Genomic DNA, 26,013 nt, shown 5'->3' with positions numbered 1-26,013 from the left:
GGCACGATAACAAACGGCAAAACCGCATAAAAAACGATGGATAGCAGATTTTATAACGACCACCTTCAGTTGCCCTTTATCGGCAAGCCGGGTCTCGACCGCTTACAGGCCGCTCGAGTACTCGTCGTCGGCGCCGGCGGCCTAGGCTGCCCCGTAATTGCGGCATTAGCCGCTAGCGGTATCGGACAGCTCGGCATATTCGACGGCGACAAGGTGGAGCACAAAAATTTAGCCCGCCAATACCTTTACACACCGGCTCAAGTCGGCGCATGGAAAACCGCCGCAGCCTGCGAGCATGTACAGACCCGCTACCCCAACACCACTTGCCAGGCGTATCCCTTCTTTGTAGATGACAGCAATGCCCCGGCAATTTTTGCAGACTACGACCTCATCGTCGATGCCACCGATAATTTTCCGTCGCGCTTATGCATCGGTCATGCCAGCGCAGAACTCGACAAACCGGTCGTATACGGCGCTATATTTCGATCCGAAATACAGATCACCGTCTTTGAAAAAGGCATGTCGCACCGCACCATAGACGATCTATTCACCTTGCCCGCTCATACCGCGAGCACGCCCTGCGCCGTATCCGGCACCTACGTCATCGGCAGCATGGTTGCCGGTACCCTGATGGCCAATGAGGTCATCAAAATATTGCTCGACCTGCCCGGTAAACTGACCGGCCGCCTGCTTTTATGCGATGTATTGTCCCTGCAGCAGCGCGTGATCCATCTCTCCGGCCTGCCGACACAGCCCAGCGAACGCATTGCGGAAAGCCATTCAGAAACCCATCCCATCCTGCAAGAATGAGAGATATTAGCCACAAAATCAGCACCCTACGCACCGCTTCCGCACAGGCTGTGATCTATATCCGGGAATCCACCGCGACCCAGATTAAAGAAAACCGCCTGCCCAAAGGAAATCTGCTGGATGTGGCCCGCGCAGCCGCCTTCTTGGGAGCAAAGTCCACGCCACAGCTACTTCCCCACTGCCACCCCGTCACGATAGACGGCATGCAGGTCGATTTCGAATACATCTACCCCCATTCACACCGTGCACTATTTAGAGGAATGGCTGCACAGGCCGGTATACAAATTACCGTAGCCGCGAAGTCTATCGGTCGCACCGGTATAGAAATGGAGGCGCTGACCGCCGCATCGGTTGCCGCACTCGAACTCTACGACATGCTGAAACCCGTCGACGACCAGTTGGAAATCGGCCACATCCGTCTGGCAGAAAAAACCGGCGGAAAATCCGATCATCACCGCTTTCTAGCACCACTGGCAAACTGTGCCGTTCTCGTCTGTTCCGATGCAAGCTCCAGCGGACAACGACCCGATAAAAGCGGCCGGAAAATCGAAGAAATGTTACAAGCCACCGGTGCACAGGTACTGGATTACCAAATCGTGGCAGACGAAAAACCCCTTATCCAACAAGCTATACAGCGCTGGGTAAATCGCGATATACCTTTTATTTTTACCACCGGCGGAACCGGACTAGGACCGCGGGACGTTACCGTAGAAGCCGTTTCCGAATTATTAGAGAAAACGGCCGAAGGCATCGTCGAAGCCATGCGCACACACGGGCAGCAACGCACGCCGCTGGCGATGATGAGCCGTTCGGTAGCCGGTACCCTGCGCAATTCCCTCATTGTTACCCTACCCGGTAGTACCAACGGTGTAAAAGAATGTTTAGAAGCGATTTTACCCGCGCTGTTTCATGCACGCAAGATGATGATGGGAGGAGGCCATTGATATGTTGACCTATCCGGAAGCTCTCGAACAGATTCGAAGCCTAGCAAAACCGCTTCCCCTGGAACATGTCCCGCTCACGCAGGCCTTAAACCGGATACTCGCCCAGCCCATCTTTGCCGATCGGGACTACCCCCCGTTCAATCGGGCCGCCATGGACGGCATCGCCATCCGCGTCGCCGACTGGCAGCAAGGCTTCCGGGAATTCCAGATTCAAGATACCCTTTTTGCGGGCACGGAAACCGCTACCCGCCTGGCCGCTGGCGCATGCTATAAGATCATGACCGGAGCCGCCTGCCCGCCCGATGCCGACACGGTCATCCGAAAAGAAGATATCCACTATACCGCACACGGAACCGCCCTCATCCAGCTGACCACACTTACAGCCGGGCAGCACATCGCTAAACAAGCCGAGGACCTCCAACAAAACGCGCTGGCAATCAGCGCGCCGCGGGTATGCGACAGCGCCTTAATCGGCACCTTAGCCGCATTAGGCATACAACAGGTTCCGGTTTATCAAATGCCATCAGTCGCGATCGTCACCACCGGCAACGAAGTAGTCCCCGTCGATCAACAGCCCGCACGCTTTCAAATTCGCAACAGCAACCAGCACCTTTTACGCGCCCTTTGCGCCACCTGCCAGTTGCCCCTTCGCTCCTGCCAACACGCCGCAGACGAACCCGAAGCCCTAAAAGCAGCCCTACAACAGGCCCTGCAACAGCAGCTCATCCTGATCAATGGCGGCGTTTCCGCCGGCGAGGCCGATTACGTCCCTCAGATCTTACGCGAACTAGACATTACCGTTCAACTGCACAAAGTCGCGATCAAACCGGGCAAACCCCTCTTAGTAGGCACCCTTCCCGAAGGCAAACTGATCTTTGCCCTACCGGGCAACCCCTTATCCTGTTTCACGACTTTCAAACTGTTTGTAGAAGAGTACCTGCACCGCGCCCTGGGCTTCACCCACGAGCGCTTCCAAATGGGAAAATTACAGCACAGCCGAAGTAAAAAAACGACCCTCGATGAATTTTTTCCCGTATTTCGGCAACCCGGCACCACGGGCTACAGCTGGAAACCACACCACGGTTCCGGCGATATCACCGCCACGGTCGGCTGCGCGGGCATAGGTTGGCATCGTCACGACCAACAGCTGCTTCCCGGAAACGACCACATACCCATACTCCCTTTACACCCCTTTCTTCCCATCATTTAAACATAAAACGACATAACGATGCAACACAACCCAGCCCCTCTTTCCAAGCTCCAGCTCTTCTCCTTCAAAGGCATCCAGATGCGTACCTTCCACATCACGTGGATCACGTTCTTCTTCTGTTTCTTTGGATGGTTTGGTGTCGCGCCCCTCATGCCCCTCATTCGCGAGCAACTACATTTAACCAAGAGCGAAGTCGGTAATATCCTTATCGCCTCCGTCTCCGCCACCATCCTTGCCCGTCTACTGATCGGGAAACTCTGCGACACCCTCGGGCCGCGCCGCACCTATACCCTGTTATTAATCATCGGCGCCATCCCCATCATGCTCATCGGGTTTAGCAACAGCTACACCTCTTTCCTCCTCTTCCGGTTCTGTATCGGCATCGTAGGCGCTTCGTTCGTGATCACGCAATTCCATACCTCCATGATGTTTGCTCCCAATATCATCGGCACCGCCAATGCCCTAACCGGCGGCTGGGGGAACCTCGGTGGCGGGGTCACTAACCTCGTTATGCCCCTACTCGCCGCAGGATTTGCCGCGATGGGCTGGGTAAGCGAAGCGGATTCCTGGCGGCTCGCCATGGTGGTGCCCGGCATCATCTTGCTGATCCTCGCTTTTATCTACTACCGCTACACCAGCGATACCCCGGCAGGCAATTTCAGCGACTTGCCCCAAACGGCCGCAGCCAGTGCCCCCCAAAAAAACAAAGGATCCCTACTGGCGGCCTTGAAAGACTATCGCGTGTGGGTATTGACCCTCGCCTATGCCGCGTGTTTCGGTATTGAGCTCACCGTCGATAACGTAGCCGCCCTATTTTTTATAGACCGGTTCGACACCAGCCTCATTCTGGCCGGTGCCATGGCCGGCATATTCGGGGGCATGAACCTTTTTGCCCGCGCCCTAGGCGGCATCGTCAGCGACAAAATCGGCAGCCGGTTCGGCCTAAAAGGAAAAGGCACCCTGCTGGGACTACTACTGGTTTTAGAAGGCATAGGCATCGCGTTTTTTGCCGCCTCCGGCACCTTGGTCTTCGCCGTGGTATCCATGCTGATTTTCGCCCTATTCCTCAAAATGGCCAACGGGTGCACCTACGGCATCGTACCCTTCATCAACAAAGATAATATGGGCGCCGTGAGCGGGATCGTCGGTGCCGGCGGAAATATGGGCGCCATGTTGGTCGGCTTCCTGTTCAAATCCGAGTCGCTCACCTATGCCGACGCCTTTCACTATATCGGTATCGGCGTCGTCCTCATCGGCTTATTAGTCTCCCTGACCCGCTTCCAGCCCAAACCCGTCACCACGAAGTATGCCGCGACCCGAAAGCTAGACTTTCAACCGTAAAAACAAAAAATGATGAGCGTTTTGTCACACATGAAGAAAACAGCAGTCACCAGCACCTGTTGCTATTGCGGTGTCGGGTGCGGTGTCAACATACAGCTAGATAAACACGGATCCGTATCGGTAACTGGCGACGAAACACACCCCGTTAACCGGGGAAAACTGTGCAGCAAGGGCATGAATCTGCAATACACCGTCAACGATAAGTCCGATCGCTTGCTCCATCCGCAGATGCGCTATCACCGCAATATGCCCTTGCAGCGCGTCAGCTGGGACGAGGCCTTGAACCGCACCGCAGCGGTATTCCAGACCATGATCAACCAATACGGGCCAGATGCCGTCGCTTTTTACGCCTCCGGCCAATGCCTCACGGAAGAATACTACGTCCTCAACAAACTTATCAAAGGCTTTATCGGCAGCAACAATATCGACACCAACTCTCGCCTTTGCATGAGCAGTGCCGTGGCCGCCTATAAAATCGCCCTCGGCGAAGACTCCGTACCCATTTGTTACGACGACATCGAACAAGCCGACTGCCTGTTCGTAGAAGGCGCCAACCCCGCTTGGTGCCACCCCATTCTGTGGCGTCGGGTCGAAGCCCACAAAGCCGCCCAGCCCCAGACCAAAATCATTGTCGTCGATCCCCGGAAAACCGATTCCGCAGCGATTGCCGACCTGCACCTGCAAATCCAGCCCGGTACCGACATCGTCTTGAATGATGCCATCGGCCGGCTGTTGATCGAAAACGGAGCTATCGATACCGATTTTATCGCGCAGCATACCGAGGGATTTGACGCCTATAAAACCCGCGTCTGCGAGCGCTCCATCAGCGCTGCTGCCGCCCTCTGTCGCATCCCCGAAGCCGACATCCATCAAGCCGCGCGTTATATCCGCGAATCCAGCAGCTTGCTGACCATGTGGACCATGGGACTCAATCAAAGTGTACAAGGCGTCGCGAAAAACCTCTCGTTGATCAACCTCAACCTGATTACCGGAAGAATCGGCAAACCCGGCTCCGGCCCCTTCTCCCTAACCGGCCAACCCAACGCCATGGGCGGGCGGGAAGTCGGTGGGTTGGCCAACCTATTACCGGCCCACCGCGACCTGAATAAGGAAGCCCACCGGCAAGAGGTGGCTGCTTTTTGGGGAGGGGCCTCCATTTCTGACAAACCCGGACTTACCGCTACCGAAATGTTTGATGCACTGGCCGAAGGAAAACTGAAAGCCATCTGGATACTCTGCACCAATCCCTTAACCAGCCTGCCCAATGCCCGAAAAATCGAACAAGCTTTGGAAAAAGCGAAGTTTGTCGTCGTACAGGAAATCAGCAACAAGCCCCAGACCTTAGCCTATGCCGATGTCATTTTGCCGGCAGCCGCCTGGGCAGAAAAAGAAGGCACCATGACCAATTCCGAACGCCGGATCAGTCACTTGCACAAAATCATCGACCCGCCCGGCGAAGCTTTGCCCGATGCCGAAATCATCTGCCGTTTCGCCCAAAAAATGGGCTTCAGCGGTTTTGATTATCCCAGCCCCGAAGCTATCTACAAAGAACACACCCAGCTTACCGCCGGCACGAGCCTCGCGATCGAAGGACTGGATTATGCGCAGATCGACCAACACAAGACCCTGCAATGGCCCTATAATAAGCGGCGAAAAAGCGGCACCCAACGGTTATTTACCGACCACCGGTTTCATACCCCCTCGGGCAAAGCCATCATCCACAGTCCGGAGACCGAGCTCCACAGCGAAATGCCCGATCAGGCCTACCCCTTCATTCTGACCACCGGCCGCATCCGCGACCAATGGCACACCATGTCCAAGACCGGCAAAGTCAGTAAGCTGAAACAACATATCCCTGAATCACTGCTTGAAATACATCACACCGATGCCCAGCGTCTGGGTATCCAGGAAGGACAATTGGTCGAAATCAGCTCCCGGCGCGGTCAGGTACGCGTCAAAGCCAGCCTCAGCAACAGCATCAAACCCGGCTGTGTTTTTCTGCCCATGCATTGGGGAAAATTCAGCGACACCGACCTACATCGGGCAAACAACCTCACCAACCCCTTGGTCGATCCCATCTCCAAAGAACCCGATTTTAAATACTGTGCGGTACAAGTAGCACCTTACAAAAAACCGGTGGAGCACATTGTCATCGTCGGGGCCGGTGCCGGCGCCTTCGGATTTGTAAAAGCCTTCCGCGAAATCAACACGACCGATCAAATTACGGTCATCAGCAATGAAGACCTACCCTTCTATAACCGCGTCATGCTGCCGCATTACGTCAGCGGTGACCAACAATGGGAAGAACTCGTCAAAATGCGGGATGAGGAAGAGAAAAGCGTATATGCCATCCAACATATCCGAGGCGTCACGGTGACTCGCATCGATCGCGAAAATAAATACGTCGAAGATTCCCGAGGCATAAAAACCACCTACGACACGCTCATACTAGGCACCGGTAGCCGGCCCGCCTTACCCAAAGATATCCCTTCTTTACCCGGCATCTTCAGCATCCGCCGCCGTTCGGACGCCGACAACCTCCGGAAATTCCTGCGCAAAGACGCTTCCGTCGTTATTATCGGCGGCGGATTACTCGGATTGGAAATGGCCGCCAGCCTACGGGAAATGGGTGTACACATCACCGTCGTCCAACGCGTTTCCCGCTTTTTGAACCGTCAGTTAGACGTCCTCGGCAGCCAACTCCTCCACGAAGAGATGGTCGACCAAGGCTGCGACGTCTACTACAACGACGAGGTACAGCTCTATTACGGCCGGAACAAAGTCAATAAAGTCGAACTCAAGAGCGGCCGGCAAATAAAATGCGACGCCGTCATTGTAGCCATTGGCACCACGCCCAACATCGAGCTGGCCAAAGCAGCCGGCCTGCAATGCCAACGGGGCGTGGTTGTCAATGCCCGCTTACAAACCAGCGACCCGTCCATCTATGCCATTGGTGAAATCGCCGAGTACGAAGGCGTGCTTTACGGTATTTCGGCAGCGGCCGAACAGCAAGGCGCCGTCGTCGCCCGCTACCATAACGGCGACATCGGCAGTAACTATTCCGGTTCCGTTTTTATGAACATCATCAAGATACAGGGGTTTGATCTCTGTAGCATCGGTATGGTGGACTGTCCTAACGCGGAATATGAAGAAATCGTGTTTATCGACAAGGCAAAGCGCTATTACAAAAAATGCATCATTCACCAAGACCGACTCGTTGGCGCCATACTCATCGGAGATAAAAATGAATTTCTCGAATTCAAGGACCTCATCACCAACAAGACCGAACTCAGTGAGAAACGTTTGCAGCTCTTACGTAGCGGCAGCGCCAAAGAACCGGTTATCGGCAAATTGATCTGCAGCTGCAGTCAGGTGGGCGAAGGAAATTTAAACAAGCTTATCCAATCCGGCTGCACCGAACTGAAAACCCTATGCGATACCAGTGGTGCCGGAACCGGCTGCGGCTCCTGCCGGCCACAAGTATCGGCGCTCTTAACCGACTTTTTAGCAAGCACAACAGAAACGGAGGTCGCCCATGGCTAAACCGAACAAACCCACCGCACAGCGGGTAAAAATTAACCTGCCGGGAGGCTTCGTCTCCGTCGGTGATTTCAGAACACTTTTGGAAGCCGCACAGGCAGCTGGCGTACAACACGTAAAGATCGGTGCCCGGCAACAGCTGCTTTTCGCCGCCGAACCCGCCCAAATAGAGGAAATCGAATACCAGCTATTCAATCAAGAACTGCCCTACGAGCAGAACAAAGATCAGCACCCCAATATCGTCAGCTCCTACGTGGCTGATGGTCTATTCAATCAAGCGCATTGGTTGCGCGAAGGCATTTATAAAGATATACTGGCCTCCTTTACCTTTACACCTCGCTTAAAAATCAACATTGTAGACGCCAAGCAATCCTTTGTGCCCTATTATACCGGACACGTGAATTTCGTATCCTCCAGCATCGGTAACTACTGGCACCTTTATATCCGATGGCCCAAAACCAACCAGGTCTGCAACTGGTCCTCGCTGGTCTATTCCATGGACATCGCCGCCATTAGTCAAGAACTGGAAAATTGTATGCTTCATAACAGCTACACCTCCAGTGCGCAGGCGGCCGCCTTACTGGCCGAGCTGGAATCCACCATAAAAGCCTCCGGAAACTTCCATCTACAACAAGGTGCCGAAGCCCTCACCGAGGCCGATTTTCGCCTACCCTACTACGAAGGCTTCAACCCTTATGCCGATAAATATTGGCTGGGCATCTACCGACCAGACGAGTGCTACACCGTCTCCTTCCTGCTCGATGTCTGCAAAGTCTGCCAAACGTCGCGCGTCGGCCAGCTCTACACCACCCCTTGGCGATCCATCATTATTAAAGACATCCACCCCGAGGATCGCCCCGCATGGGATCGTATTCTCGACCGGCACCGCATTAACCTGCGCCACGCTTCCAACGAGCTCAACTGGCAAATCGAAGACTGGTGCGAACCCGCCCTGAAACTAAAGCGCAGCATTGTCCAGTATTTTGACCGCTGGAATATACGCACCTACCGCCTCTGCTTTGGCATTAAGATCGGACCAAACACCGGTATCTGGGGCTCCATTATTATCAAACAGCGCAGCGAAGAGCGGCCGGATGCACCCCTTTTTGATATTTTTCATACCCAAGATTTCAAAGCCAATTCGCGCCAACTGGTTCCCTATAAACAAGGCATTACAGCAAAAGCACTGCCCAGCACCCTCAAGACACTCTGCGATTGTTTTTACGATGCGACGCTGCAAAACAGCCCGCCTGCGCCCGAAACCCCGTCTGCCGATTCCCCGGAATTTTCGGCCGGCAACCCGCACCAAGCCCTATACCGCTGTCCACACTGCCTGAGTATCTACGACCCGACCTATGGCGACACCTTCGCCGACGTCGCACCCGGAATCGCGTTTGACGACCTTCCGACAAGCTACAGCTGCGGACTGTGCGGTGCGCCCAAAGCAGCATTTATCGCCCTTGACCCCCATAACCCCACACCTTTAACACCTTAATATGGAACTCTACATAATTGCTCTCGTTCTCTTTATTGTCGGTTTCCTCTACGCCTCCGTGGGGCACGGCGGCGCCAGCGGTTACATCGCCGTCTTCTCCCTCTTTTCCGTTCCGGTAGCCCACTACAAATCGCTTATTTTAATGCTCAATATGCTGGTCGCCGGCACCGGATTTCTGCAGTTTCGGCGCGCGGGGCACTTCCGCTGGGCAACCTGCTGGCCCTTTCTGATCACGTCCATTCCCTGCGCATTTCTCGGCGCCCGGTATGCGCTAGACGGCAAAGTTTATTTCATACTCCTCGGTTTGGCACTCATCCTGCCTACCATTCGGCTCCTGGGCATCCGCCCCACCGAACAGCCCGAAAGCAAACCCGTAAACACGCCCCTCGCCCTATTCTTCGGCGCTCTGATCGGCCTGTTATCCGGCATGCTGCATATCGGCGGCGGTATCTTCTTAAGCCCCCTACTGATCCTATTCGGCTGGGCCAATGTCAAAGAAGCTGCCGCAACCTCGACCATTTTCATCACCTTAAATTCCTTCAGCGGCTTGTTGGGCAATAGCGGCTCCTTACACCTAGATAGCTCGTTTGCGCTCTGGTTTTGCGCAGCAGCGGCCGGCGGCTTTATCGGCGCCTATTTCGGGAGCGCTCGTTTTGCTATGCCCACCGTACGCAGCCTGCTGAGCCTCGTGCTGCTGATTGCTTGTTGTAAACTCTTATTTTTTATGTAATGCACACCCTGACAGACCCCATCGGAAGATCCTTTAAAGTGCTACGCGTGAGCCTGCTCGATCGCTGCAACTTCGCCTGCACCTACTGTGTATGCGAGGAGGAGCCTCAGGCTGCCCCACATATGTCTATGCCCCGCCAAGTGATATTGTCCAGCGACGAACTGCTAGACCTCATCAGCCGCCTACACCAACTGTTACAATTACGCACCATCCGTTTAACCGGTGGCGAGCCCCTTTTATACCCCGATCTTCCCCAGCTTATCCAAGGTATACGTCGCTTAGGCATCTCCGATATCCGGATGACGACCAACGGCTTTTTGCTCGCAAAAAAAGCGGCCGCCCTACGGGAAGCCGGACTACGTTCCATCAATGTATCGCTGGATGCGCTGTCCGAACGCGCATTCCTCCGCGTCACCAAGCGAGCGGGGTTACAGCAGGTACTCGACGGGATAACAGCCGCACAAGAAACAGGATTGGAAGTGAAAATTAACACGGTGATTATGGCCGGCGAAAACGATCAGGAGATTTTACCGCTACTGGATTTTGCTTTCCGGCATGGCCTTAAAATACGCTTTTTAGAACTGATGGGCATGGGCCATCTATTTGGCGATACCCACAAGCAGTTCTTCTCCCGGCAAGCCATACTCGACCGCATCAGCCGCATCTATACCATCGAAGAACAGCCCAAACCTTGCGGTGACACCGCCACCTACTGGCGCACCGCCTGCGGCCATCACTTCGGGATCATTGCCAACGAAAGCCACCCTTTTTGCACCGACTGCAACCGCCTGCGATTGGACGGCTACGGCAACATCTACGGCTGCATCAGCAGCAACATCCCCATACCCCTGCGCGAGGTCCGCAGTCCGCAAGGATTAGCCAACGGTGTACAGGCCGCGCTACAGCAAAAACAAATGCGCTTTTCAGGTAGCAAAAGAAGTATGTTAACAATAGGTGGATAAAGAAAAAAAAACGAGGAGGATAAAATATGATTACTTTAGAATTTTTTGCGGGATTGAAAGATTACTTCCCGACGCTTATGGAGGTCCGGGAAGCCCCGGCAGACATCCATCATCTACGAACCTATTTAATGTCCGAACAATCCTTGGCGAAGGCCCTGCTGCAACAATGCCGGTTTGCCGTCGCCGATCAATTTGTACAAGAGGATTACCCCCTACGTCCCGGCGACGTCGTGCTGGTTATCCCACCAAGCAGCGGAGGATAACCATGAAACATCTCAGCACCGATAAAATTGATGTCCACGCCCTTTGGGCGCAGGCCCACCACCCCGAAGCGGGCGGTGTGGTTCTGTTCAGCGGCGAAGTACGGAATAACCACCAAGGCCAGGAAGTTTCGCACCTCTTTTACGAAGCCGCCGAACCCATGGCCGAGAAGATGATCGCCGCCTTACTGGCGGAAGCCACTGAGCGTTGGGGATTACAGGTAGCCATCGCCGTCCACCGCCTCGGCGAAGTCGTCGTTATGGACACAGCGGTAGTCGTGATTACCGCAGCGACCCATCGCCAGGAAGCTTACACTGCCAACCAGTATATCATCGATCAGATCAAGCATCAGGTACCCCTCTGGAAATGCGAACATTTTGTGGACGGTACCCGGGCTTGGGGAGGCCATTGCTCCTGCCAACACGCACCCCTCACCAACAAGATACCCTAATTATAACGATGAAAAAACGCCGCGATAATTTAGTAGGATTGGTGCTATGCGGAGGCCAAAGCCGCCGTATGGGCACCGATAAAGGACAGCTGCGCAAAGACGGCCTCGCCTGGGCGGAGCATTTACAGCATCGTTTAGCTAGCTTGGGGCTCGACACCTACCTCTCTATTAATCCGCTACAGCAGCCAAGTTACCAACAGCTATTCCCCCCCGAAAGCCTGATTACCGATCAGGTCGACGTACCCGGTCCGCTGGGCGGCTTACTGAGCGCCCACCGGCACCTTCCCGACGCAGACCTCTTCGTGTTACCCTGCGACATGATCGATATGGACCTGCCCTTGCTCGAGCGCCTGCTGGACATCCGCCGACAAATTGTCCAGGCCGACCTCTATTTGTACGCGACAAACGGACAGGTAGAACCCTTATGTGCCATTTATACCGCGTCCGGGCTCGCGAAACTCTATCGTGCTTACCAAAATCAGCACCTCCACAACTTTTCCGTAAAACGCGCCATACAAGGACTTTGCACCGTCAAACTTCCGCTCCATGGTCACGAAAAAAAATTCCGTAATTACAATACGCCCGAACACATCCGCAAATGGCAAAAGAATACCGCAGACCCTGTCTTTGGCACTTTTTTTGAATAGTTTTGAGAAAACATACAAGATGAAGTTTATTATCAGTTTACTCATTACCGGAGTGGTTGTAGCATTAGCAGCCTATATCGTTCCGGGCGCACAAGTAGCCGGTTTTGGCTGGGCGATCGTCACCGGATTGGTTATCGGCTTAGTCAATGCCATCGTTGGTGGTATCTTAAGACTGTTTACTTTTCCGTTAAACTGGCTCACCTTCGGATTGGTTTCCTTTATCATTACCATCTTAATGATTTTGTTGAGCGATAAGTTGATGGGAAGTAAATTCGATGTAGACGGTTTCTGGACAGCCGCTTTATTTGCGATCGTGGTCGCCCTGATAGACATGCTATTTGCCCGCTTATTTGCCAGCCGGCGTTAATCTACCCGGCACTTGCAGATACGCTCAGCGGTCTTTCACGATATCCGCCCGATACTCGGGGAATTGCCGTAAAAGCTTTTTCCCCGCTTTCTTACCCAACACCATCATGGAGGTACTCAGGAAATTCGCAAATTCCGCCGAAGGCCCCCATACCGTCACACTCATCAAACCAGTAGACGGGCATCCTGTAGTAGGATTAATGATATGCGCATAGCGCTTCCCTCCGATTTCCGCAAACTTCTCATTGCTTCCCGAAGTCGCTACCGATGCCTCATAGAGTTTGAGCACCTTTTTCATACGATAGGTTTTAAACGGATCACTCACCCCAATTTTCCAAGGCTCCCCATCCGGTTGCCTGCCCCAGGTCGAAAGATCCCCCGAGGCATTGACGATACCGCCCTTAACCCCTAAGGACTGCAACAAGGCGCGTCCCTGATCGGCCGCATAGCCTTTTCCGATCGAGCCGAAGCCGATTTTCATACCTTCCTTTTCCAGAAAAATAGTGGAATTGAGGCTATCCAAGCGGATATGCTGGTAGCCCACGCGTTCGATCGAACGACGGATCAAATCTTCCGACGGAAGCTCCGTCATGCTGCCATCAAAGACCCAGATCCGGTCCAAGGCAGCGATGCTAATATCAAAAGCCCCTCCCGTAAGCTCCGCATAGCGGATCGCCCGCTGCGTCAGTTCGAAAACCTCCCGATCCACTTTGACCGGTGCAATCCCTGCGTTTTGGTTGACCTGTGCAATCTGCGTGTGCGGCCGCCATTCCGAAATCAGGTTTTCGATCCGCTCCATCTCGGCCGACAGCCGCTGGAAATAGACCGCCGCCTCGGCTGCACTATCCGCCACGACCACAAAGCTGAAGGCCGATCCCATATGTACCGTCTGTTTCCGAAAAACTTCCTGAGCAAGGCTGACCGAAAGCATCCCAAAAAGCAAACAAACGACAACGACACCCTTTTTCATTAGTAACAATCCGTTAAAATCCGATCCCGGCACTGGTTCAAATCGTGTTTCGGGCACACCTCCTCCAATATTTTCTCCACATCCCGCTGCATCGCCAACGATCCACAGATCATGATCACGCCCTTATTTTCCAGCAAATCCGCAAAAAAATCCGCATCATGACGAATCAGATCCATCACATACTGCCGGCCTTCTTCGCGCGAAAAAGCCATCTTGAAATCCGTTAGGCGACCCGCCGCGGTCGCCTCTTCCGCAAACTGTCGGTATTGCTCCGAAAGTACATTTTTATGTCGGAACCCCGCGTAAAGGCGTATAGGCCTGCGCTGCTTATTTTCCGCGATCATCCCCAGAAACGGCGCGATACCCGTTCCGTTAGCAATCATGGCCACCTTCGTCGCCTTTGCCGGAAAATGGAAGCCCCGGTTCACCACAATCCGTCCGGAAATACTTTCCCCTTCCTGTAAACGATACAGAAATTCCGAACCCAGTCCGTCCGGAAACAACTTCACCATCAGCTGGATCTTTCCATCCACCTTACCGATCGAATACAGCCGTTCCCGACCATTGTCTGCCGGATAAATCGCCAAGAGATCACCCGAACGGAAAGACTGGCGTCCCTGCGGTTGCAACACGACCTTAAACGTCGCGTTATCTTCCGTAATCGTCGTCCGTTCCCGCACGGCAAATTTCTTTAATCCCGTTATCTTGGTTGCATATAGCGCCGGGGTTACGCCCAGCTCATCCCCGGTCTTCGCGTTCCAGGCCTGCACCCAGGTCATGAACTCCTCTACCGAGCGATCATTTACCGTATGTACATCCAGTAGTCGCGTCGCCCAATGCTGTTCCGCCAATAGCGCGTCCACCTCTTTCGCATAGGCACAAAAATCCGGGTAAGCTTTCGAACCAAAACCCACCACCGCATACTGCACCGCTTGGTTCTGCGGAAACTTCGCTAGCAATTTATCAAAGTTAGCCGCATTCGCCGGTGCGGTACCCAAACCATAGGTCGAGGTAAAAACCAGTATATGCGTAGCTTGGGGGAAGGGTGAAAACCCATTCATTTGCGTCAAGAAAGAACGCTTTCCCTGCGCCAGCAGCTGTTGGTGGATTTTGTTGGCAAAAGATAAAGTACTGCCGTTTTCCGTACCCACCAAAAGCACATATTCCGCATTTGCCACCGTGAATTTATTTTTCACTTTCGTTCCCTTGCGTCGTAAGGTAATGACAAAGCCCGTGTAAATGAAAAACAGGATATTCAGCGAAGCAAACGCCAGGATGATTGCCCAAATCGCGTTCGTGCGCCCGGTATGCAGGTCGAAGCTCAGTTTTTCCAGCAATAAGCTGTAGGGATACCGAGTTTCTTCCACCACCTCCCCGGTTAGCTGATTCACATAGAGTTCCCGGTCTTTCAACTTCAGCACATAAAACTCTTCCGGATCATCCGGCATAAACGGAAATTCGATTTTCTCGACATCCGCCAGTAAGGTTTCCTGAAACACCGGAAAATCTGCTAAAGCAAGCTGTTCCTGTTCTCCATCGTCTTCGCGCTGCAGGTGTTCGATGGTTTCGTTTTCTCCCCCCGTGAGGCCGATGCGCACCATAAAAAGATGCGTACCCGTGAGGGCAAGCAGCAACACCGGAATCAAGAAAAACCGTCCGGTAACCACATGAAAATACTGGGAAAAGAAATCCTTGTTGATCTTCGCAAAAAAGTTCCGCAGACCCTGTTGGCGTTTCGCAATCAATACGACCCCAGAGATCGTGATCAACAACAGTAGGAAAGAAACGACCCCGACGATGATACGCCCTGTTTCTTTTAAGAAGAGGGACCGGTGCAGCGCAATATTCCACTGAATAAAATCCGACTGGGGTTTCACCTCCCCCAGCGCAGCGCCTGTCCGCGGATCGATGTAGGTTTTGGTCATGTTACCTTCCTCATCAAACGCCTCCAGCGACACGTGCTGGTTATGGTCTACCGTAAGCTCCGTCATTTCGACATAAGCCTCCCACAGTGCCGGAATGCTCTGCGCGAGGCTTATGTTATTAAAATCATCGACCTTATACCCTTGCGTTTTTTCCTCCACGGCACCGATGGCCAAGATGACGCCCGTCACCGACAAGATCAGGAGAAACAGCGAAGAAACAAGAGCTAAAGCCAAATGTGCATACCGCCAAATGGATAGCGTCATTACTGCACCTTATTTAATTTTACAAAACGGATATAACCCGTCCCTGCTTTACGCGCTACCAATCCTTCCGGTGTTACTGCAAGCTCCACATCTTTCACGTGGTAATCCTGTTCCTCCACCGCCGATTCAAAGCGCAATTTATACCCTTTATTCAGTTTCGCGTTATCGATTTCCAAGGTACGTACCGCACGGTCGCCCCCACCAATCGATGCACCCGTCACCGCACTGATTTTCTCCTTCGTTGCCGTCTGGAACTTATACCATTCCTTCAAGGTGTTGAACCACTGCTTATCCGGGCCCAACACCGCAAGCGTTTTTTCATACGCCCCTTTCGGATCAATCAAGGAGATGATGACATAGGCCTTCTCCCCCTCATAACTATTCATTTGGATCATACATTTGTATTTTCCGCTTTGCGCGAAAGCTGAGTGCGCGCAGAAAAACAAACCACAGATGGCGACGATAAACTTGATATGTACTCTCATTCCAATAAATTTATAGTTGCTATGTTATTTTAAGAAATCAATAGCCACGTTGTTCCCTTTCAAAAAGTCATTTTGGTCGGCCAAATCAAAAGCCGTTTCCTCAAATTCGGTCATCAAATCTTTTTTTGCCCCCAAAGCCAGCAGTTCTTTTAAGATTTTATCATCTTTCGAAATCAAGGCCGCTTTGTGCAGTGCCGTTGTTCCCTCGCTGTCCTGCGCGTTAATATCCGCACCGAGTTCCGCTGCCTTTTTGACCAGATTTACATTTTCTTTCGCTACTGCCAAATGGAAGAGCGAACTACCGTCACCTTGTGGGGCAGTTACGTCCAAGCCATTGCTTTTCAAAACGCTCAGCTTATCGGAAAAATCGTCCGTCTGCGGTTGAGCTGACGCACCCGGTCTGCCTTCTCTATACGAGTTGAACCAGTAATACGCGAGGTTATGACCGTCCTTATCCGTTACCTGAATATCCGCACCATTTTTTAATAACAAAGCAACCGTCTCTGCCGTACCCGTTGCCACTGCCTTTGTCAAGGCCGATTCGCCTTTCACGTTTACCCCATTGATATCTGCCGTTTTTGCAATCAAGTCCGTTAATAAGGCTACATCGTTGCCCGCTGCTGCATTGATCAACGCCGTATTGCCTTCGTGGTCTTTTTTATTGACATCAACCCCTTTGTCTAGGAAATACGAAATCACTTCCGCATTCGGTCTGCGCACTAAGGCATGCAATACCGTAGCACCGTCCTTCGGATTGATCGCTTTCGGATCCAATTTCAGGTCTTCCACAAGATATTTGTAGGTTTCGAGACCATTTTGAACCGCTCTAGAACCCTGCGTTGCAAAGAAAAGCGCACGGTTTGTCGGCTTTATACCCTTCGCGATTAATTTTTCCATCAAGGCTTTGTTGCCCAGTTTTGCGGCGTAATCCACCGCCGTACTTCCATACTCATCCGTATCGCTGTACGATAAACCCTTCGTCACGAAATAATCCGACTTTTTCAACTCATCGTCTGTCGCAACGCCCAACAATAATAAGGTCGCGCCATCCGTAAATTTCTGTTTCGGATCGATGCCCGCTGCGAAAAGCGCATCCAGTACCGCGTAGCTATCACTGCTAGACGTAGCCGCATTCTCAATAACCGAACGGCCATGGCTGTCGTTCAAATGAATATCCGAACCTTTTTCGATCAAGTAAGTTACTAAATCAACATTCCCTCTCCCGGCTGCCCAGTGCAAATAAGAAGCACTGTGGTGCGTCTTTTTGGTTACACCGTTACCTTCTTGCTCCACCATAAATTTGATGGTTTCCAAAGGTGCGCCATTAAGGATTGCTCTCGCCGTAGGATCCCAAGAAGCCGCATTCGGTTGCGAAGGGCTATTCCCCTTAGCAATCTCCGCTTTTACTTGTTCTACGGTCGGTTGTGTTTTCCAAAATTCCGCGTCCATTAAGGTATTCGTTTCCCGTTGTTGGGCGGTAGCATATACAGAGGCAAATAAAAGAGATGCTAGAAATATTTTTTTCATTGTATGGAATTTTTTACTGAATGAACAATAAAGTTAAGTAAATCTATTTTACATCAAATCAGATAAGGCGCTTCACACCTTATCTGATTTTGACGTACATGCGCTATTATTTTCTAGTAAGAACCAATGTAGCTCGAACCAGTTTGACCAGTCAATTTAGCTCCTTTAATCACCTCCTCTCCCGTTTTCCAGTTGATCAGGTATAAACGACCTTCTTCACCCACCGGTGTAAGCGGCACATACGCATAATCCCCCACCGCTATTAGTCCTTGCCATTGCGAAATATTTAAGGCCGTCTCGTAATCATTGGCAATCGCTTTCGCCGTGCCAGCGTTCAAGTCAATTAATGCAATATAACCACCGCCGTTATTGGAGCCTTTACTGTACAATACAATCCCTTTTCCGTTCTCAATGTAACGCCAAGCTTGAATGCGCGCGCTATTATCGCCTAAAGCTTCGCGTAAGTTAAAGTAGAATGAAGCATCGTAGTCATTGGTGTTTTTGCTGATTCGCAAGATCTCATAACCACTTCTGTCGGTAGCAGCTTGATAGATATGTCCGTCATTACCCACATATTGCGACATGGTACGATACGCGTGGTTATTTGCTTTAGAACGTGTAGACGTAATAATTTTTGGATTTTGCAAAGAAGGATAGTCAACCACCAAAGTCACGGTACCGATTTCTCTATCCGCATTTTCCCAAACTAGATCACCGTCTTCGTCCAAAGTAGGTGGCAGGTTCGGGTCTTTTCTAGACACGTTGCATCCGATGAAAATCTTATTCTTCGCTTCATTTAATATCGGTACATCGATACGCCCTACTGCATAACCAGCTTCCTTCTGCTCCTCTGTGAAAGGGAACTCAAATTCAGTCTGTCTCGTAATCTCCGGATTATCCAAATTCAACGTCGCTATCTTTACGGTACTTTTCGTAGACTGGAAAACAGCATTTACCCCTTCACCGGTGTACAATATTTCCGACGATCCATACACCCCTACGCCAACTCCTTCCGCAGCCACTACCCAACGCGGAGCAGACCCTAGGATAGGCTCTGTGTTAATTTCCTCGCGGGTGTCTGTAAACACCGAGCCTTCCGATACCTTATATTTATTAAAGGTACCGCCAGACTCACCTGTGTACTGGATGTTATAGATAAAATTTCCGTTCTTGGAAGCCTGCGCACGCGCCGTACGCTGCGATCTCAATTCTGTACCATTCGCATAAATATTAATCACCTTGTTAGCGTCTTTTGCTTCATCTGGCGTAAGCGCGTACACCAGCGTACCCCCATTGCCCGCTGTTCCGGTTTCATCTGGATAAGAAGCCAATAAGGTAATCCATTGACGATCCCAGACATCGGGACCGGATGCGCCAACCTGCGGGTTTGGATCATTATCTTTATCACAAGCTGCTAAGGTACTTAGGGCAAGTGCCGACCCGAATAATACTTTTTTTAGCGTATCTATTTTCATGGTTATTAAAATTTATTAAAGTTATTTATCGTGTAATTCAATTTAAGGTAGGCACCACGGCCAGGTTTGATAACGCCGAAATTATCATAAACCTCTGCGTCAAATATATTTTTCAAATCCACACTCACCACCATTTTCCCACTTGGGAAACGATAACTCGCACCCAAATCGTGATGAAACTGTGTAGGTGTAGTAAACCATTCCGATTCTGGCCATACCGTTCTAAACGGCGCCACATAACCCATATTGTAATAAACGTTCAAGGCAGAACGCTTTTGGATGATATTATTCATGCGATACTGCACGCTTCCGTTCATGGTGAAAAAAGGCTCGTTCGGAATTTGCTTATTGTAAAAGTCATTTGGTTTGCCGTTATCATCCAACGCCTGTTTAAAGAGTGAGTTAAATTTGGACAGATTGAAAAGCATATTCAATTTATTATCATAGATATAAATAATCTCTCCTTCGAAGCCCCGTGACTGCGTTTTAGACAAGTTGACATATTGTGTTACCTGAATATCCTCATGGTCTTGCTCACGCCCTTCAATGATACCGTCTACGACCGTCCTGAGCGTAATCTTATCGTAACCATTACGCCAGAATGCATTACCGTAAAGCGACAGCTTGTGCTTGCCGAACTCGATCATACCATAACGCAGTCCTAAGTTATAGTTGATGTTCTGCTCCGAAGTAATCTGCGTATTCGGTAATAGATTGTTCTCCGGATCTCCAAAAATCTGCGCTTCGGTAGGTGCCACAAAAGAGTTTTCGGCCGAACTTATAATAAACAGATCAGGCACCACATTGTAAGAGACCGTCGCTCCGTAACCAAAATTATTATCCTTCGTTGTCCTTTTCTCGCGGTTAATTATGCCATTGACTTCGTCCACAGGTCGCGTTTGCGTATTCTTACTCTCGGTATATTTACCCATAATATTAGTCCGCAATTTACCGCCGAAAGTTTGTGCCTCATAATTCATCGAGACGATGCCTTTTGAAACCTGATTTGTCGTAACCCAACGGTCTTTCGCCGGATTCAATAGATCCTTATCGTTCCGATCCGTAACTTCATATTTATAATTGACGGCCACCCGATGTCCCGAAGCAATGGTATACGCCAAGTTCGAACGGATGTTGGTAATCTGTCGGTGGATATCCGAAATAACGGCATCACCCTGCTGCCCCTTACCCGAGCGGTGGCCTTCCGGCAATAACTCTCCGTCCTGGTTGGGCGCCAGTAATAACGGCTTCCCGTCCCAATTATAACGCATGCTTACCGTGTCCTCTAAATAGGTAGAACGTCTACTATGTACCGCGTCTACATTTAGCGCCAGCCCTTCTACGAATAGATTTCGTTTATTGTAATTCAAGCTAAAAGCATTGGCCTGGTATTCGGCGTGACGTCCCACATAAGGTCTCGCCATCGTTGTTCCGTGCGGAATCTCGTTATAGGTGTCCGAAGCATTAAATCCTAGGAAAAACTGATCCGCCCATTTCACGTCGGTAAATCCTACTTCAAAACGCCCGCCTGCTGACCGGTACGCATCATTAAAACGCTTACCTTCGTAATAGCGAGTTACCCGACCGCCCGGCTGGGTATATTTCGAGAATTTACCGCGCATCTTATAGCTGTTGTCCGTCTTCGTGTAGAAGCCCGACATCCGCGTGGTAAAGCCGTTTTTCTGGTTCCGATACAAACCACTTAAATCCGCCTGCATCGTATTAAACGAGCCATAGGACAATGCCGCGGTAATATTATTGGCAGACGCATCCTTTTTCATCACCACATTGATCGCTCCACCCACATAATCACCACTCAGGTGCGAGGGCAAAACCCCTTTATAAACCTCGATGCGTTCAATCATCGCCGGCGGTATGTTACTCAAGTTAAACGAAGAGCCGTAGGTTGAGACCTCTATTCCATCTAAAAATATCCCTACTGCACTTCCCGACATCCCATTTAAGTTATATTCTATCGGTGCACCAATTCCCCCATTCTGCCGCACACGCACCCCAACGGCACGATCTAACAGCTCGTTGGTCGTTAAGTTTCTAAGTGAAGCTTCTTTGGTTTCGATCACCGCTACGGCAAAACCACTCGTTTCGATGGCTTTTTTCTCCGTCATCCGACTTACCTCTACATCCTCAATCGCGATGTCGCCGGTAGCCGATACCGAAAAGGAGAAATCATGGGTAGGCTTATTCACTTTCAACCGGACAGTTTTCGGTTTAATTTCTATTGCCGTCACCTGTATTTCCCGATCACCATACGGCACATTACTTAACGCGTAATGCCCATTTATGTCCGACATATTGCTGATGTCTGTCCCCTTCACCCGGACGGTTACATGGCTGGCCGGTTCGCCCGAATCCAGTTGGATTTTTCCTTTCACAACCGCCTGCTGACCAAAGACAACCGTCGCAGAAAAGCTTAATAAGCCGATAAAAATAAAACGTATGAACTCCTCTAACTTCATTTTAGAACTGGTCTAAATAATATTGCGGTGCAAATATAGATTTATTCTAAATAATAACATAACGCAATCGGAAATTAAACATTCAAATTCGGAAATTGACGATACGTTTTTTGCTTCAATTAGCAAGGTTTTATCCTTAGATTTGTTCTACAGCTTATAAACAACATCGATTATCCCGCATGCTATGGCAAGACTAAACTTATTGGATAAGACCCTCCTTGACCTAGCCTGGTCAGGAGAGGACATAACCTGGACCGACACGCTGATCAAACAAGCCGTGGTATGGCTATCCTTAAAACTGAATAAAGCCATTTTGCGGTTGACCGAGGATGATTACAACGACAACGGCTTAGCATCGCTGCTGACCGACAAAGGCCCTGCTGATCACATCAATACCAAGATCTTTAATGCATTGCAGCATACCATTACCGGCTGGCCCGGCGGCAAACCCGGCGTAGACGACCGCAACCGGCCCGAACGTGCCGAACCCGCTCGCAAAAACGTGCTCCTTTTTTCGCCCCACCCGGACGATGACGTGATCTCGATGGGCGGCACCTTTATCCATCTGGTAGATCAAGGCCATAACGTGCACGTCGCCTATCAAACCTCCGGCAATACGGCCGTATGGGATGACGACGTACGGCGATACCTTGAGTTTGTACAAGATTTTTCCGCAGCCGTCGATAGTGACAACCGCATAACAAACAAAATCTATCAGGAAGCCATCCATTTCTTCCAAACCAAACAAACCGGCCAGACCGATCCCGAAATCATCCGGACTATCAAGAGCCTAATCCGCAAAGGTGAAGCCAGCGCTGGCGCTCGCTTTGTCGGCCTCCCCGATAGCAACATCCATTTCCAGGACCTGCCATTCTATGACCGTCGAAAGTTTTCGAAAGAAGCCTCCTACGAAGAGGATATACAACAGACGATGGCCTTGCTACGCGCCGTAAAACCCCATCAGGTTTTTGCAGCCGGCGACTTTGCCGATCCACACGGAACCCACCGCATATGTTTTGATATTATCGCAGAAGCTTTAAAACGGTTAACACAAACGGATGAGTGGACGAAAGATTGCTGGGTATGGCTCTATCGCGGCGCCTGGCACGAATACCCCATCCACGAGATTGAGATGGCCGTCCCCCTATCGCCCGAAGAAGTCAAGCGCAAGCGCCTAGCCATCTTCAAGCACCAATCACAGAAAGACGTGCCCGTATACCCCGGAGACGACCCCCGCGAATTTTGGGTCCGGGCAGAAGATCGCACACGCGAAACCGCCGCCCTCTACCATAAATTGGGACTAGCTGATTACGAAGCTATAGAAGCATTTGTAAGGTGGAAATTTGTATAGCCTGTTCGAGCGTAACCCACACCTCTGCGGCCGGCTGGAGTAGCAGGCTGTATCGTAAGGAGTTGGGGATAAAGCCAAAGTGTTTTTTAAATGCCGTCGTGAAATGCGTCGCATGCTTATAACCCGTCATGCGCGCCACGTCTGATACCAGGTAATTACCGGTGAGGATAAGTTCTTTGGCATAAGCCATCTTTTTCTCGATCGCATAATTCAGCACCGTTTTCCCAAAGTATTGCTTGAAGTATTTTTTCAGGTATTGTACATTCGTACCCACCTGCTTGGCCAGTTCGGGAATACTGTGGTTCTTCGACAGGTCTTCTTCGATAATCGCTTTCACGCGGAGCACTTTCTCGTAATGATCCTTCACCGCTACTTTCTGCGGTACTGTTTCATTTTGTTCCGCCAACGTTTGGATCTGGTATAAGAGCATCTCCAGAATCAGCAAATCCGCACGCATTCGGTAAAGCAGATCAGTTTCGGAAAGTTCCAGGAGCTGATCGAGCAAAAGCCGAAAGCGTGTATCGCTGGCGGTCATATAACCCTTCGCAAAACGCTCGGTCTCCTGCTGGTATTTATCATGAAAAAAAGGAAGGCTTTCCGGCGTAATCAACACCACGACTATATGATTGCAGGGATCTTCGCTGTATATCACAATCTTGCTCCCCACCTCCAAATAATGCAGCACATGATACCCTTCCGGTAAGAGGTAAGCTTTATCCGCCAAGCTGTAACGAACCGTCTGCGACTCTTTATAGGAAAGTATATTGATGTAGCAAGCTGCCGTCGTTTCGTACGAAAACACCGCATTCCCTTTCAGATGCTGCTGTCGAAAAACGTATTGTGTACCTGTCCACGCACAACTATTCTCCATGTTGATTATTTAGATCAATTCTATGTAGAACAAATATACATATATTTTAATAACCCTTAAGGTGTTTGATCTAAAGACGTCTCCTTCCACAATCCCCGCTCGGCCTTACGCGCTTGTCTCTGCAGCGCAGTAAACTGTTCCACATACTTTACATTAGGTGGATGCGTGTCGACAACCGCATAGCCCTGTTCTATCAGGGAGGCATTGAGAAACGTTCCGTCCTGCAGGTAGACATAAGCCAATTTACGTTTGTATCGGTCCGTCGCTTGCACATCAAATTCCAGACGTACCCATTGCTGTTCGGTTTTCGATCGCACGTATGCCCTGGACTCCGCTCCATAATAACCTTTTTTCTTCCGAGCCGAATTCCGGGTTTCCGGCGCATCGACACCGATCAAGCGCACTTTAAAAGATTCCGTGCCGTTGTCTACCCAAAAAGTATCGCCATCAATAATTTTCGTCACATACACCCATCCCTCTTGCTGACGTTTCGCTTTCTCTACCGGTGAAAGTTCACTTCCCTGGAGGATCCGAAAAGCTTCTGCGAGATCTCCTTTAACACTATCTATATAATCTGACGAGCTTTGACAGGCGGTAAGCACAAAAAACAAGAACATCGACAACATCGTAGCAAAGAAATTTTTCTTCATGCCGCAAAGATACCGATCATAAGCTTGGGAAAGGGGTCTTTTCTTTCTTATAGCTTATGCCAAAGAAATCCTACGACAAACCGCCACTGACATTTTCCGAGCAGCTGCAAAAACTCTTAATTTTTTTGCTTTTAAATAAAAAAGCCCCCGAGAAACTAATATTCTCGAGGGCTCTTTTAAAAAAATGACCAAACCTAAAAACGCAAATCGCTACTTATCTTCGTGGCCGTCGTCGGCCCTCCAACAATCTACTGACGAGGTAACTCACCGTCGCTCCTACCGCAGCAAGAACTGCTGTCTGCAACATATTACCCCAGTCGAAGCTGTTCCAGACCGAACAGAGCGTACCGCCCAGCGTGCCGAGCTGCACATTACTTAGCGGCTTCATCGCTGCCCTCCTTTCCCGTAGTTTCAGTCGGACGCGATTCTTCTTTCTCCTGGTCGAGCACCGTCTCGATGATACCCAAACCCACCGCCACATACTTTAGCACCTGCAAGGCCTTTACCGGCAGCTTGATCGGCGCCAGCAATACCACCTGTACCACTTGGCTAATTTTTCTAACTATCTTTTTCATCTTCGTTCTTTTTTGATTTATGCTTTGTTTTAGGCTCCGGTTGAATCATATCCTGCAGCACCACATACACCTCCTCCTTTTCCATCGCGGCAATTATTCTCTTGTAAAGCGCCACATAGGCCTTTTCTGAATCCAGGATCTCATAGTCATCGAAATCCCTGTCGTATACCATGGTGTAACCCACTAAGAGGCAACCCGAAGTATCCGAAAAATTGTTGCCGATATGGATGTAGATGTAAGAGTAGTTGGGCACATTTTGGAGCTCCAGCATTCCCTTATGAAAGCGTGGAAAACGCTTGCTGTACCGGCCGTGCATACCGCCTAGCTGCCGGAAGGCTAGTTTATAGCGCCCCGCAGGAATGGCTGTTTTCGTGGGGATCTTTTCCTCGCGGACCGAATCCTCTAATACGTAGCAAATGTGCTCGCCGCCGATATAAAGTTCAGACAGGGTACTATTTTTCCCCTGCCTGACACGCTTTACGTGGACTTCCATCCCGTTAACGCACTACATGTGAAACCATCTCCGACCAATCCGAACGCCCATAGCCGTTTATGGCCCGAACACGGACACCGTAACGCAGGAAAGGCGTAAGCGGCGCGATCGTGTGATTCTTTGATGAGGTCGTGATATAAACCTCGCCCCATTCATCCGGCATACCGTGCGCATCAATTTCGCAAATTTGATA

At 50.8% G+C, this 26,013-nt stretch carries 24 protein-coding genes and 1 pseudogene; 13 read left to right on the top strand and 12 right to left on the bottom strand.

Annotated elements, in window-relative coordinates; all coding sequences use genetic code 11:
• Nucleotides 1-36: 36 nt before the first annotated feature.
• Genes LKO28_RS04810 through LKO28_RS04755 form a run of 12 tightly spaced genes read left to right on the top strand, consistent with a single transcriptional unit; the run spans nucleotide 37 to nucleotide 12,758 of the window.
• The gene (locus LKO28_RS04810) at nucleotides 37-810 is read left to right on the top strand and encodes a HesA/MoeB/ThiF family protein (protein ID WP_227693570.1); all 774 of its coding nucleotides are present in this window, start codon (nucleotides 37-39) and stop codon (nucleotides 808-810) included.
• Nucleotides 807-1,754 (top strand): bifunctional molybdenum cofactor biosynthesis protein MoaC/MoaB, encoded by a 948-nt coding sequence (moaCB, locus tag LKO28_RS04805; RefSeq protein ID WP_262906010.1) that lies wholly within the window; start codon nucleotides 807-809, stop codon nucleotides 1,752-1,754. The genes LKO28_RS04810 and moaCB overlap by 4 nt, the downstream gene beginning before the upstream one ends.
• 1 nt (nucleotide 1,755) lies before the next feature.
• Complete coding sequence (locus tag LKO28_RS04800) at nucleotides 1,756-2,964, top strand: molybdopterin molybdotransferase MoeA (protein WP_227693568.1); 1,209 nt, start codon at nucleotides 1,756-1,758, stop codon at nucleotides 2,962-2,964.
• Between the two features lie 18 nt (nucleotides 2,965-2,982).
• Nucleotides 2,983-4,305: an MFS transporter gene (locus tag LKO28_RS04795; protein ID WP_227693567.1), complete on the top strand. Its 1,323-nt coding sequence runs from the start codon at nucleotides 2,983-2,985 to the stop codon at nucleotides 4,303-4,305.
• 30 nt (nucleotides 4,306-4,335) lie between these two features.
• On the top strand, nucleotides 4,336-7,848 hold the full coding sequence (locus tag LKO28_RS04790; RefSeq protein ID WP_227693566.1) for a nitrate reductase: 3,513 nt from the start codon (nucleotides 4,336-4,338) through the stop codon (nucleotides 7,846-7,848).
• A complete protein-coding gene (locus LKO28_RS04785) occupies nucleotides 7,841-9,340 on the top strand; it encodes a rubredoxin domain-containing protein (RefSeq protein ID WP_227693565.1) in 1,500 nt (499 codons plus the stop codon). Before LKO28_RS04790 ends, LKO28_RS04785 begins: the two co-directional genes overlap by 8 nt.
• A 1-nt stretch (nucleotide 9,341) precedes the next feature.
• Nucleotides 9,342-10,070, top strand: coding sequence for a sulfite exporter TauE/SafE family protein (locus LKO28_RS04780; protein WP_227693564.1), 729 nt, complete (start codon nucleotides 9,342-9,344; stop codon nucleotides 10,068-10,070).
• A complete protein-coding gene (locus tag LKO28_RS04775; RefSeq protein WP_227693563.1) occupies nucleotides 10,070-11,032 on the top strand; it encodes a GTP 3',8-cyclase MoaA in 963 nt (320 codons plus the stop codon). The genes LKO28_RS04780 and LKO28_RS04775 overlap by 1 nt, the downstream gene beginning before the upstream one ends.
• 26 nt (nucleotides 11,033-11,058) lie before the next feature.
• On the top strand, nucleotides 11,059-11,295 hold the full coding sequence (locus LKO28_RS04770; protein WP_227693562.1) for a MoaD/ThiS family protein: 237 nt from the start codon (nucleotides 11,059-11,061) through the stop codon (nucleotides 11,293-11,295).
• Nucleotides 11,199-11,744 (top strand): molybdenum cofactor biosynthesis protein MoaE, encoded by a 546-nt coding sequence (locus tag LKO28_RS04765; protein WP_317206612.1) that lies wholly within the window; start codon nucleotides 11,199-11,201, stop codon nucleotides 11,742-11,744. The genes LKO28_RS04770 and LKO28_RS04765 overlap by 97 nt, the downstream gene beginning before the upstream one ends.
• Nucleotides 11,660-12,391, top strand: a complete 732-nt coding sequence (locus LKO28_RS04760) for a molybdenum cofactor guanylyltransferase (protein ID WP_227693560.1) — start codon at nucleotides 11,660-11,662, stop codon at nucleotides 12,389-12,391. The genes LKO28_RS04765 and LKO28_RS04760 overlap by 85 nt, the downstream gene beginning before the upstream one ends.
• Nucleotides 12,392-12,410: 19 nt before the next feature.
• Nucleotides 12,411-12,758 (top strand): phage holin family protein, encoded by a 348-nt coding sequence (locus LKO28_RS04755; protein WP_227693559.1) that lies wholly within the window; start codon nucleotides 12,411-12,413, stop codon nucleotides 12,756-12,758.
• Nucleotides 12,759-12,782: 24 nt separating this feature from the next.
• Here the strand turns inward: LKO28_RS04755 and LKO28_RS04750 are convergent, their stop codons facing one another.
• From LKO28_RS04750 to LKO28_RS04725, 6 genes are all read right to left on the bottom strand, one after another.
• Nucleotides 12,783-13,727 (bottom strand): FAD:protein FMN transferase, encoded by a 945-nt coding sequence (locus tag LKO28_RS04750; RefSeq protein ID WP_227693558.1) that lies wholly within the window; start codon nucleotides 13,725-13,727, stop codon nucleotides 12,783-12,785.
• Nucleotides 13,727-15,916 (bottom strand): PepSY domain-containing protein, encoded by a 2,190-nt coding sequence (locus tag LKO28_RS04745; protein WP_227693557.1) that lies wholly within the window; start codon nucleotides 15,914-15,916, stop codon nucleotides 13,727-13,729. Before LKO28_RS04745 ends, LKO28_RS04750 begins: the two co-directional genes overlap by 1 nt.
• A complete protein-coding gene (locus LKO28_RS04740; protein WP_227693556.1) occupies nucleotides 15,916-16,401 on the bottom strand; it encodes a DUF2271 domain-containing protein in 486 nt (161 codons plus the stop codon). The genes LKO28_RS04745 and LKO28_RS04740 overlap by 1 nt, the downstream gene beginning before the upstream one ends.
• Before the next feature lie 24 nt (nucleotides 16,402-16,425).
• The gene (locus tag LKO28_RS04735; protein ID WP_227693555.1) at nucleotides 16,426-17,928 is read right to left on the bottom strand and encodes an ankyrin repeat domain-containing protein; all 1,503 of its coding nucleotides are present in this window, start codon (nucleotides 17,926-17,928) and stop codon (nucleotides 16,426-16,428) included.
• A 113-nt stretch (nucleotides 17,929-18,041) separates the two neighbouring features.
• Complete coding sequence (locus tag LKO28_RS04730; RefSeq protein ID WP_227693554.1) at nucleotides 18,042-19,403, bottom strand: hypothetical protein; 1,362 nt, start codon at nucleotides 19,401-19,403, stop codon at nucleotides 18,042-18,044.
• 5 nt (nucleotides 19,404-19,408) lie between these two features.
• Nucleotides 19,409-21,880 carry a TonB-dependent receptor gene (locus LKO28_RS04725; protein WP_227693553.1) on the bottom strand — a complete coding sequence of 824 codons (2,472 nt, stop codon included), beginning with the start codon at nucleotides 21,878-21,880 and terminating at the stop codon, nucleotides 19,409-19,411.
• Nucleotides 21,881-22,145: 265 nt separating this feature from the next.
• Here LKO28_RS04725 and LKO28_RS04720 point away from each other — a divergent pair.
• Nucleotides 22,146-23,231, top strand: a pseudogene (locus LKO28_RS04720) (PIG-L family deacetylase); the annotation flags it as partial.
• On the opposite strand, the gene LKO28_RS04715 reads toward LKO28_RS04720, so the two are convergent.
• The 6 genes from LKO28_RS04715 to LKO28_RS04690 form a co-directional block, all read right to left on the bottom strand.
• Nucleotides 23,197-24,102, bottom strand: coding sequence for a helix-turn-helix transcriptional regulator (locus tag LKO28_RS04715; protein ID WP_227693552.1), 906 nt, complete (start codon nucleotides 24,100-24,102; stop codon nucleotides 23,197-23,199). The pseudogene LKO28_RS04720 and the gene LKO28_RS04715 overlap by 35 nt on opposite strands.
• A 56-nt stretch (nucleotides 24,103-24,158) precedes the next feature.
• Nucleotides 24,159-24,752, bottom strand: coding sequence for a thermonuclease family protein (locus LKO28_RS04710; protein WP_227693551.1), 594 nt, complete (start codon nucleotides 24,750-24,752; stop codon nucleotides 24,159-24,161).
• Between the two features lie 214 nt (nucleotides 24,753-24,966).
• Nucleotides 24,967-25,140 carry a hypothetical protein gene (locus LKO28_RS04705; protein WP_227693550.1) on the bottom strand — a complete coding sequence of 58 codons (174 nt, stop codon included), beginning with the start codon at nucleotides 25,138-25,140 and terminating at the stop codon, nucleotides 24,967-24,969.
• Nucleotides 25,124-25,327 carry a hypothetical protein gene (locus LKO28_RS04700; RefSeq protein WP_227693549.1) on the bottom strand — a complete coding sequence of 68 codons (204 nt, stop codon included), beginning with the start codon at nucleotides 25,325-25,327 and terminating at the stop codon, nucleotides 25,124-25,126. Before LKO28_RS04700 ends, LKO28_RS04705 begins: the two co-directional genes overlap by 17 nt.
• Nucleotides 25,311-25,820, bottom strand: coding sequence for a DUF5675 family protein (locus LKO28_RS04695; RefSeq protein ID WP_227693548.1), 510 nt, complete (start codon nucleotides 25,818-25,820; stop codon nucleotides 25,311-25,313). Before LKO28_RS04695 ends, LKO28_RS04700 begins: the two co-directional genes overlap by 17 nt.
• 4 nt (nucleotides 25,821-25,824) lie before the next feature.
• The coding region (locus LKO28_RS04690; protein ID WP_227693547.1) for a fibronectin type III domain-containing protein at nucleotides 25,825-26,013 on the bottom strand (189 nt) is incomplete at its 5' end.

The organism is Sphingobacterium sp. FBM7-1, assembly GCF_020687765.1.
Taxonomy (GTDB): Bacteria; Bacteroidota; Bacteroidia; order Sphingobacteriales; family Sphingobacteriaceae; genus Sphingobacterium.
The sequence above is the reverse complement of the archived record's forward strand: the minus strand, read 5'-3'. Positions and strand labels throughout refer to the sequence as shown.

Excerpts from the sequence above, each read along its gene's own strand:
- LKO28_RS04715 (WP_227693552.1), bottom strand. The coding sequence starts at position 24,102 with ATGGAGAATAGTTGTGCGTGGACAGGTACACAATACGTTTTTCGACAG.
- LKO28_RS04765 (WP_317206612.1), top strand. The coding sequence starts at position 11,199 with ATGCCGGTTTGCCGTCGCCGATCAATTTGTACAAGAGGATTACCCCCT.
- LKO28_RS04730 (WP_227693554.1), bottom strand. The coding sequence starts at position 19,403 with ATGAAAATAGATACGCTAAAAAAAGTATTATTCGGGTCGGCACTTGCC.
- LKO28_RS04750 (WP_227693558.1), bottom strand. The coding sequence starts at position 13,727 with ATGAAAAAGGGTGTCGTTGTCGTTTGTTTGCTTTTTGGGATGCTTTCG.
- LKO28_RS04735 (WP_227693555.1), bottom strand. The coding sequence starts at position 17,928 with ATGAAAAAAATATTTCTAGCATCTCTTTTATTTGCCTCTGTATATGCT.
- LKO28_RS04800 (WP_227693568.1), top strand. The coding sequence starts at position 1,756 with ATGTTGACCTATCCGGAAGCTCTCGAACAGATTCGAAGCCTAGCAAAA.
- LKO28_RS04700 (WP_227693549.1), bottom strand. The coding sequence starts at position 25,327 with ATGAAAAAGATAGTTAGAAAAATTAGCCAAGTGGTACAGGTGGTATTG.
- LKO28_RS04780 (WP_227693564.1), top strand. The coding sequence starts at position 9,342 with ATGGAACTCTACATAATTGCTCTCGTTCTCTTTATTGTCGGTTTCCTC.
- LKO28_RS04760 (WP_227693560.1), top strand. The coding sequence starts at position 11,660 with ATGCGAACATTTTGTGGACGGTACCCGGGCTTGGGGAGGCCATTGCTC.
- LKO28_RS04740 (WP_227693556.1), bottom strand. The coding sequence starts at position 16,401 with ATGAGAGTACATATCAAGTTTATCGTCGCCATCTGTGGTTTGTTTTTC.
- LKO28_RS04745 (WP_227693557.1), bottom strand. The coding sequence starts at position 15,916 with ATGACGCTATCCATTTGGCGGTATGCACATTTGGCTTTAGCTCTTGTT.
- LKO28_RS04705 (WP_227693550.1), bottom strand. The coding sequence starts at position 25,140 with ATGAAGCCGCTAAGTAATGTGCAGCTCGGCACGCTGGGCGGTACGCTC.
- LKO28_RS04710 (WP_227693551.1), bottom strand. The coding sequence starts at position 24,752 with ATGAAGAAAAATTTCTTTGCTACGATGTTGTCGATGTTCTTGTTTTTT.
- LKO28_RS04810 (WP_227693570.1), top strand. The coding sequence starts at position 37 with ATGGATAGCAGATTTTATAACGACCACCTTCAGTTGCCCTTTATCGGC.
- LKO28_RS04770 (WP_227693562.1), top strand. The coding sequence starts at position 11,059 with ATGATTACTTTAGAATTTTTTGCGGGATTGAAAGATTACTTCCCGACG.
- LKO28_RS04725 (WP_227693553.1), bottom strand. The coding sequence starts at position 21,880 with ATGAAGTTAGAGGAGTTCATACGTTTTATTTTTATCGGCTTATTAAGC.
- LKO28_RS04795 (WP_227693567.1), top strand. The coding sequence starts at position 2,983 with ATGCAACACAACCCAGCCCCTCTTTCCAAGCTCCAGCTCTTCTCCTTC.
- LKO28_RS04755 (WP_227693559.1), top strand. The coding sequence starts at position 12,411 with ATGAAGTTTATTATCAGTTTACTCATTACCGGAGTGGTTGTAGCATTA.
- LKO28_RS04775 (WP_227693563.1), top strand. The coding sequence starts at position 10,070 with ATGCACACCCTGACAGACCCCATCGGAAGATCCTTTAAAGTGCTACGC.
- LKO28_RS04790 (WP_227693566.1), top strand. The coding sequence starts at position 4,336 with ATGAAGAAAACAGCAGTCACCAGCACCTGTTGCTATTGCGGTGTCGGG.
- LKO28_RS04785 (WP_227693565.1), top strand. The coding sequence starts at position 7,841 with ATGGCTAAACCGAACAAACCCACCGCACAGCGGGTAAAAATTAACCTG.
- moaCB (WP_262906010.1), top strand. The coding sequence starts at position 807 with ATGAGAGATATTAGCCACAAAATCAGCACCCTACGCACCGCTTCCGCA.
- LKO28_RS04695 (WP_227693548.1), bottom strand. The coding sequence starts at position 25,820 with ATGGAAGTCCACGTAAAGCGTGTCAGGCAGGGGAAAAATAGTACCCTG.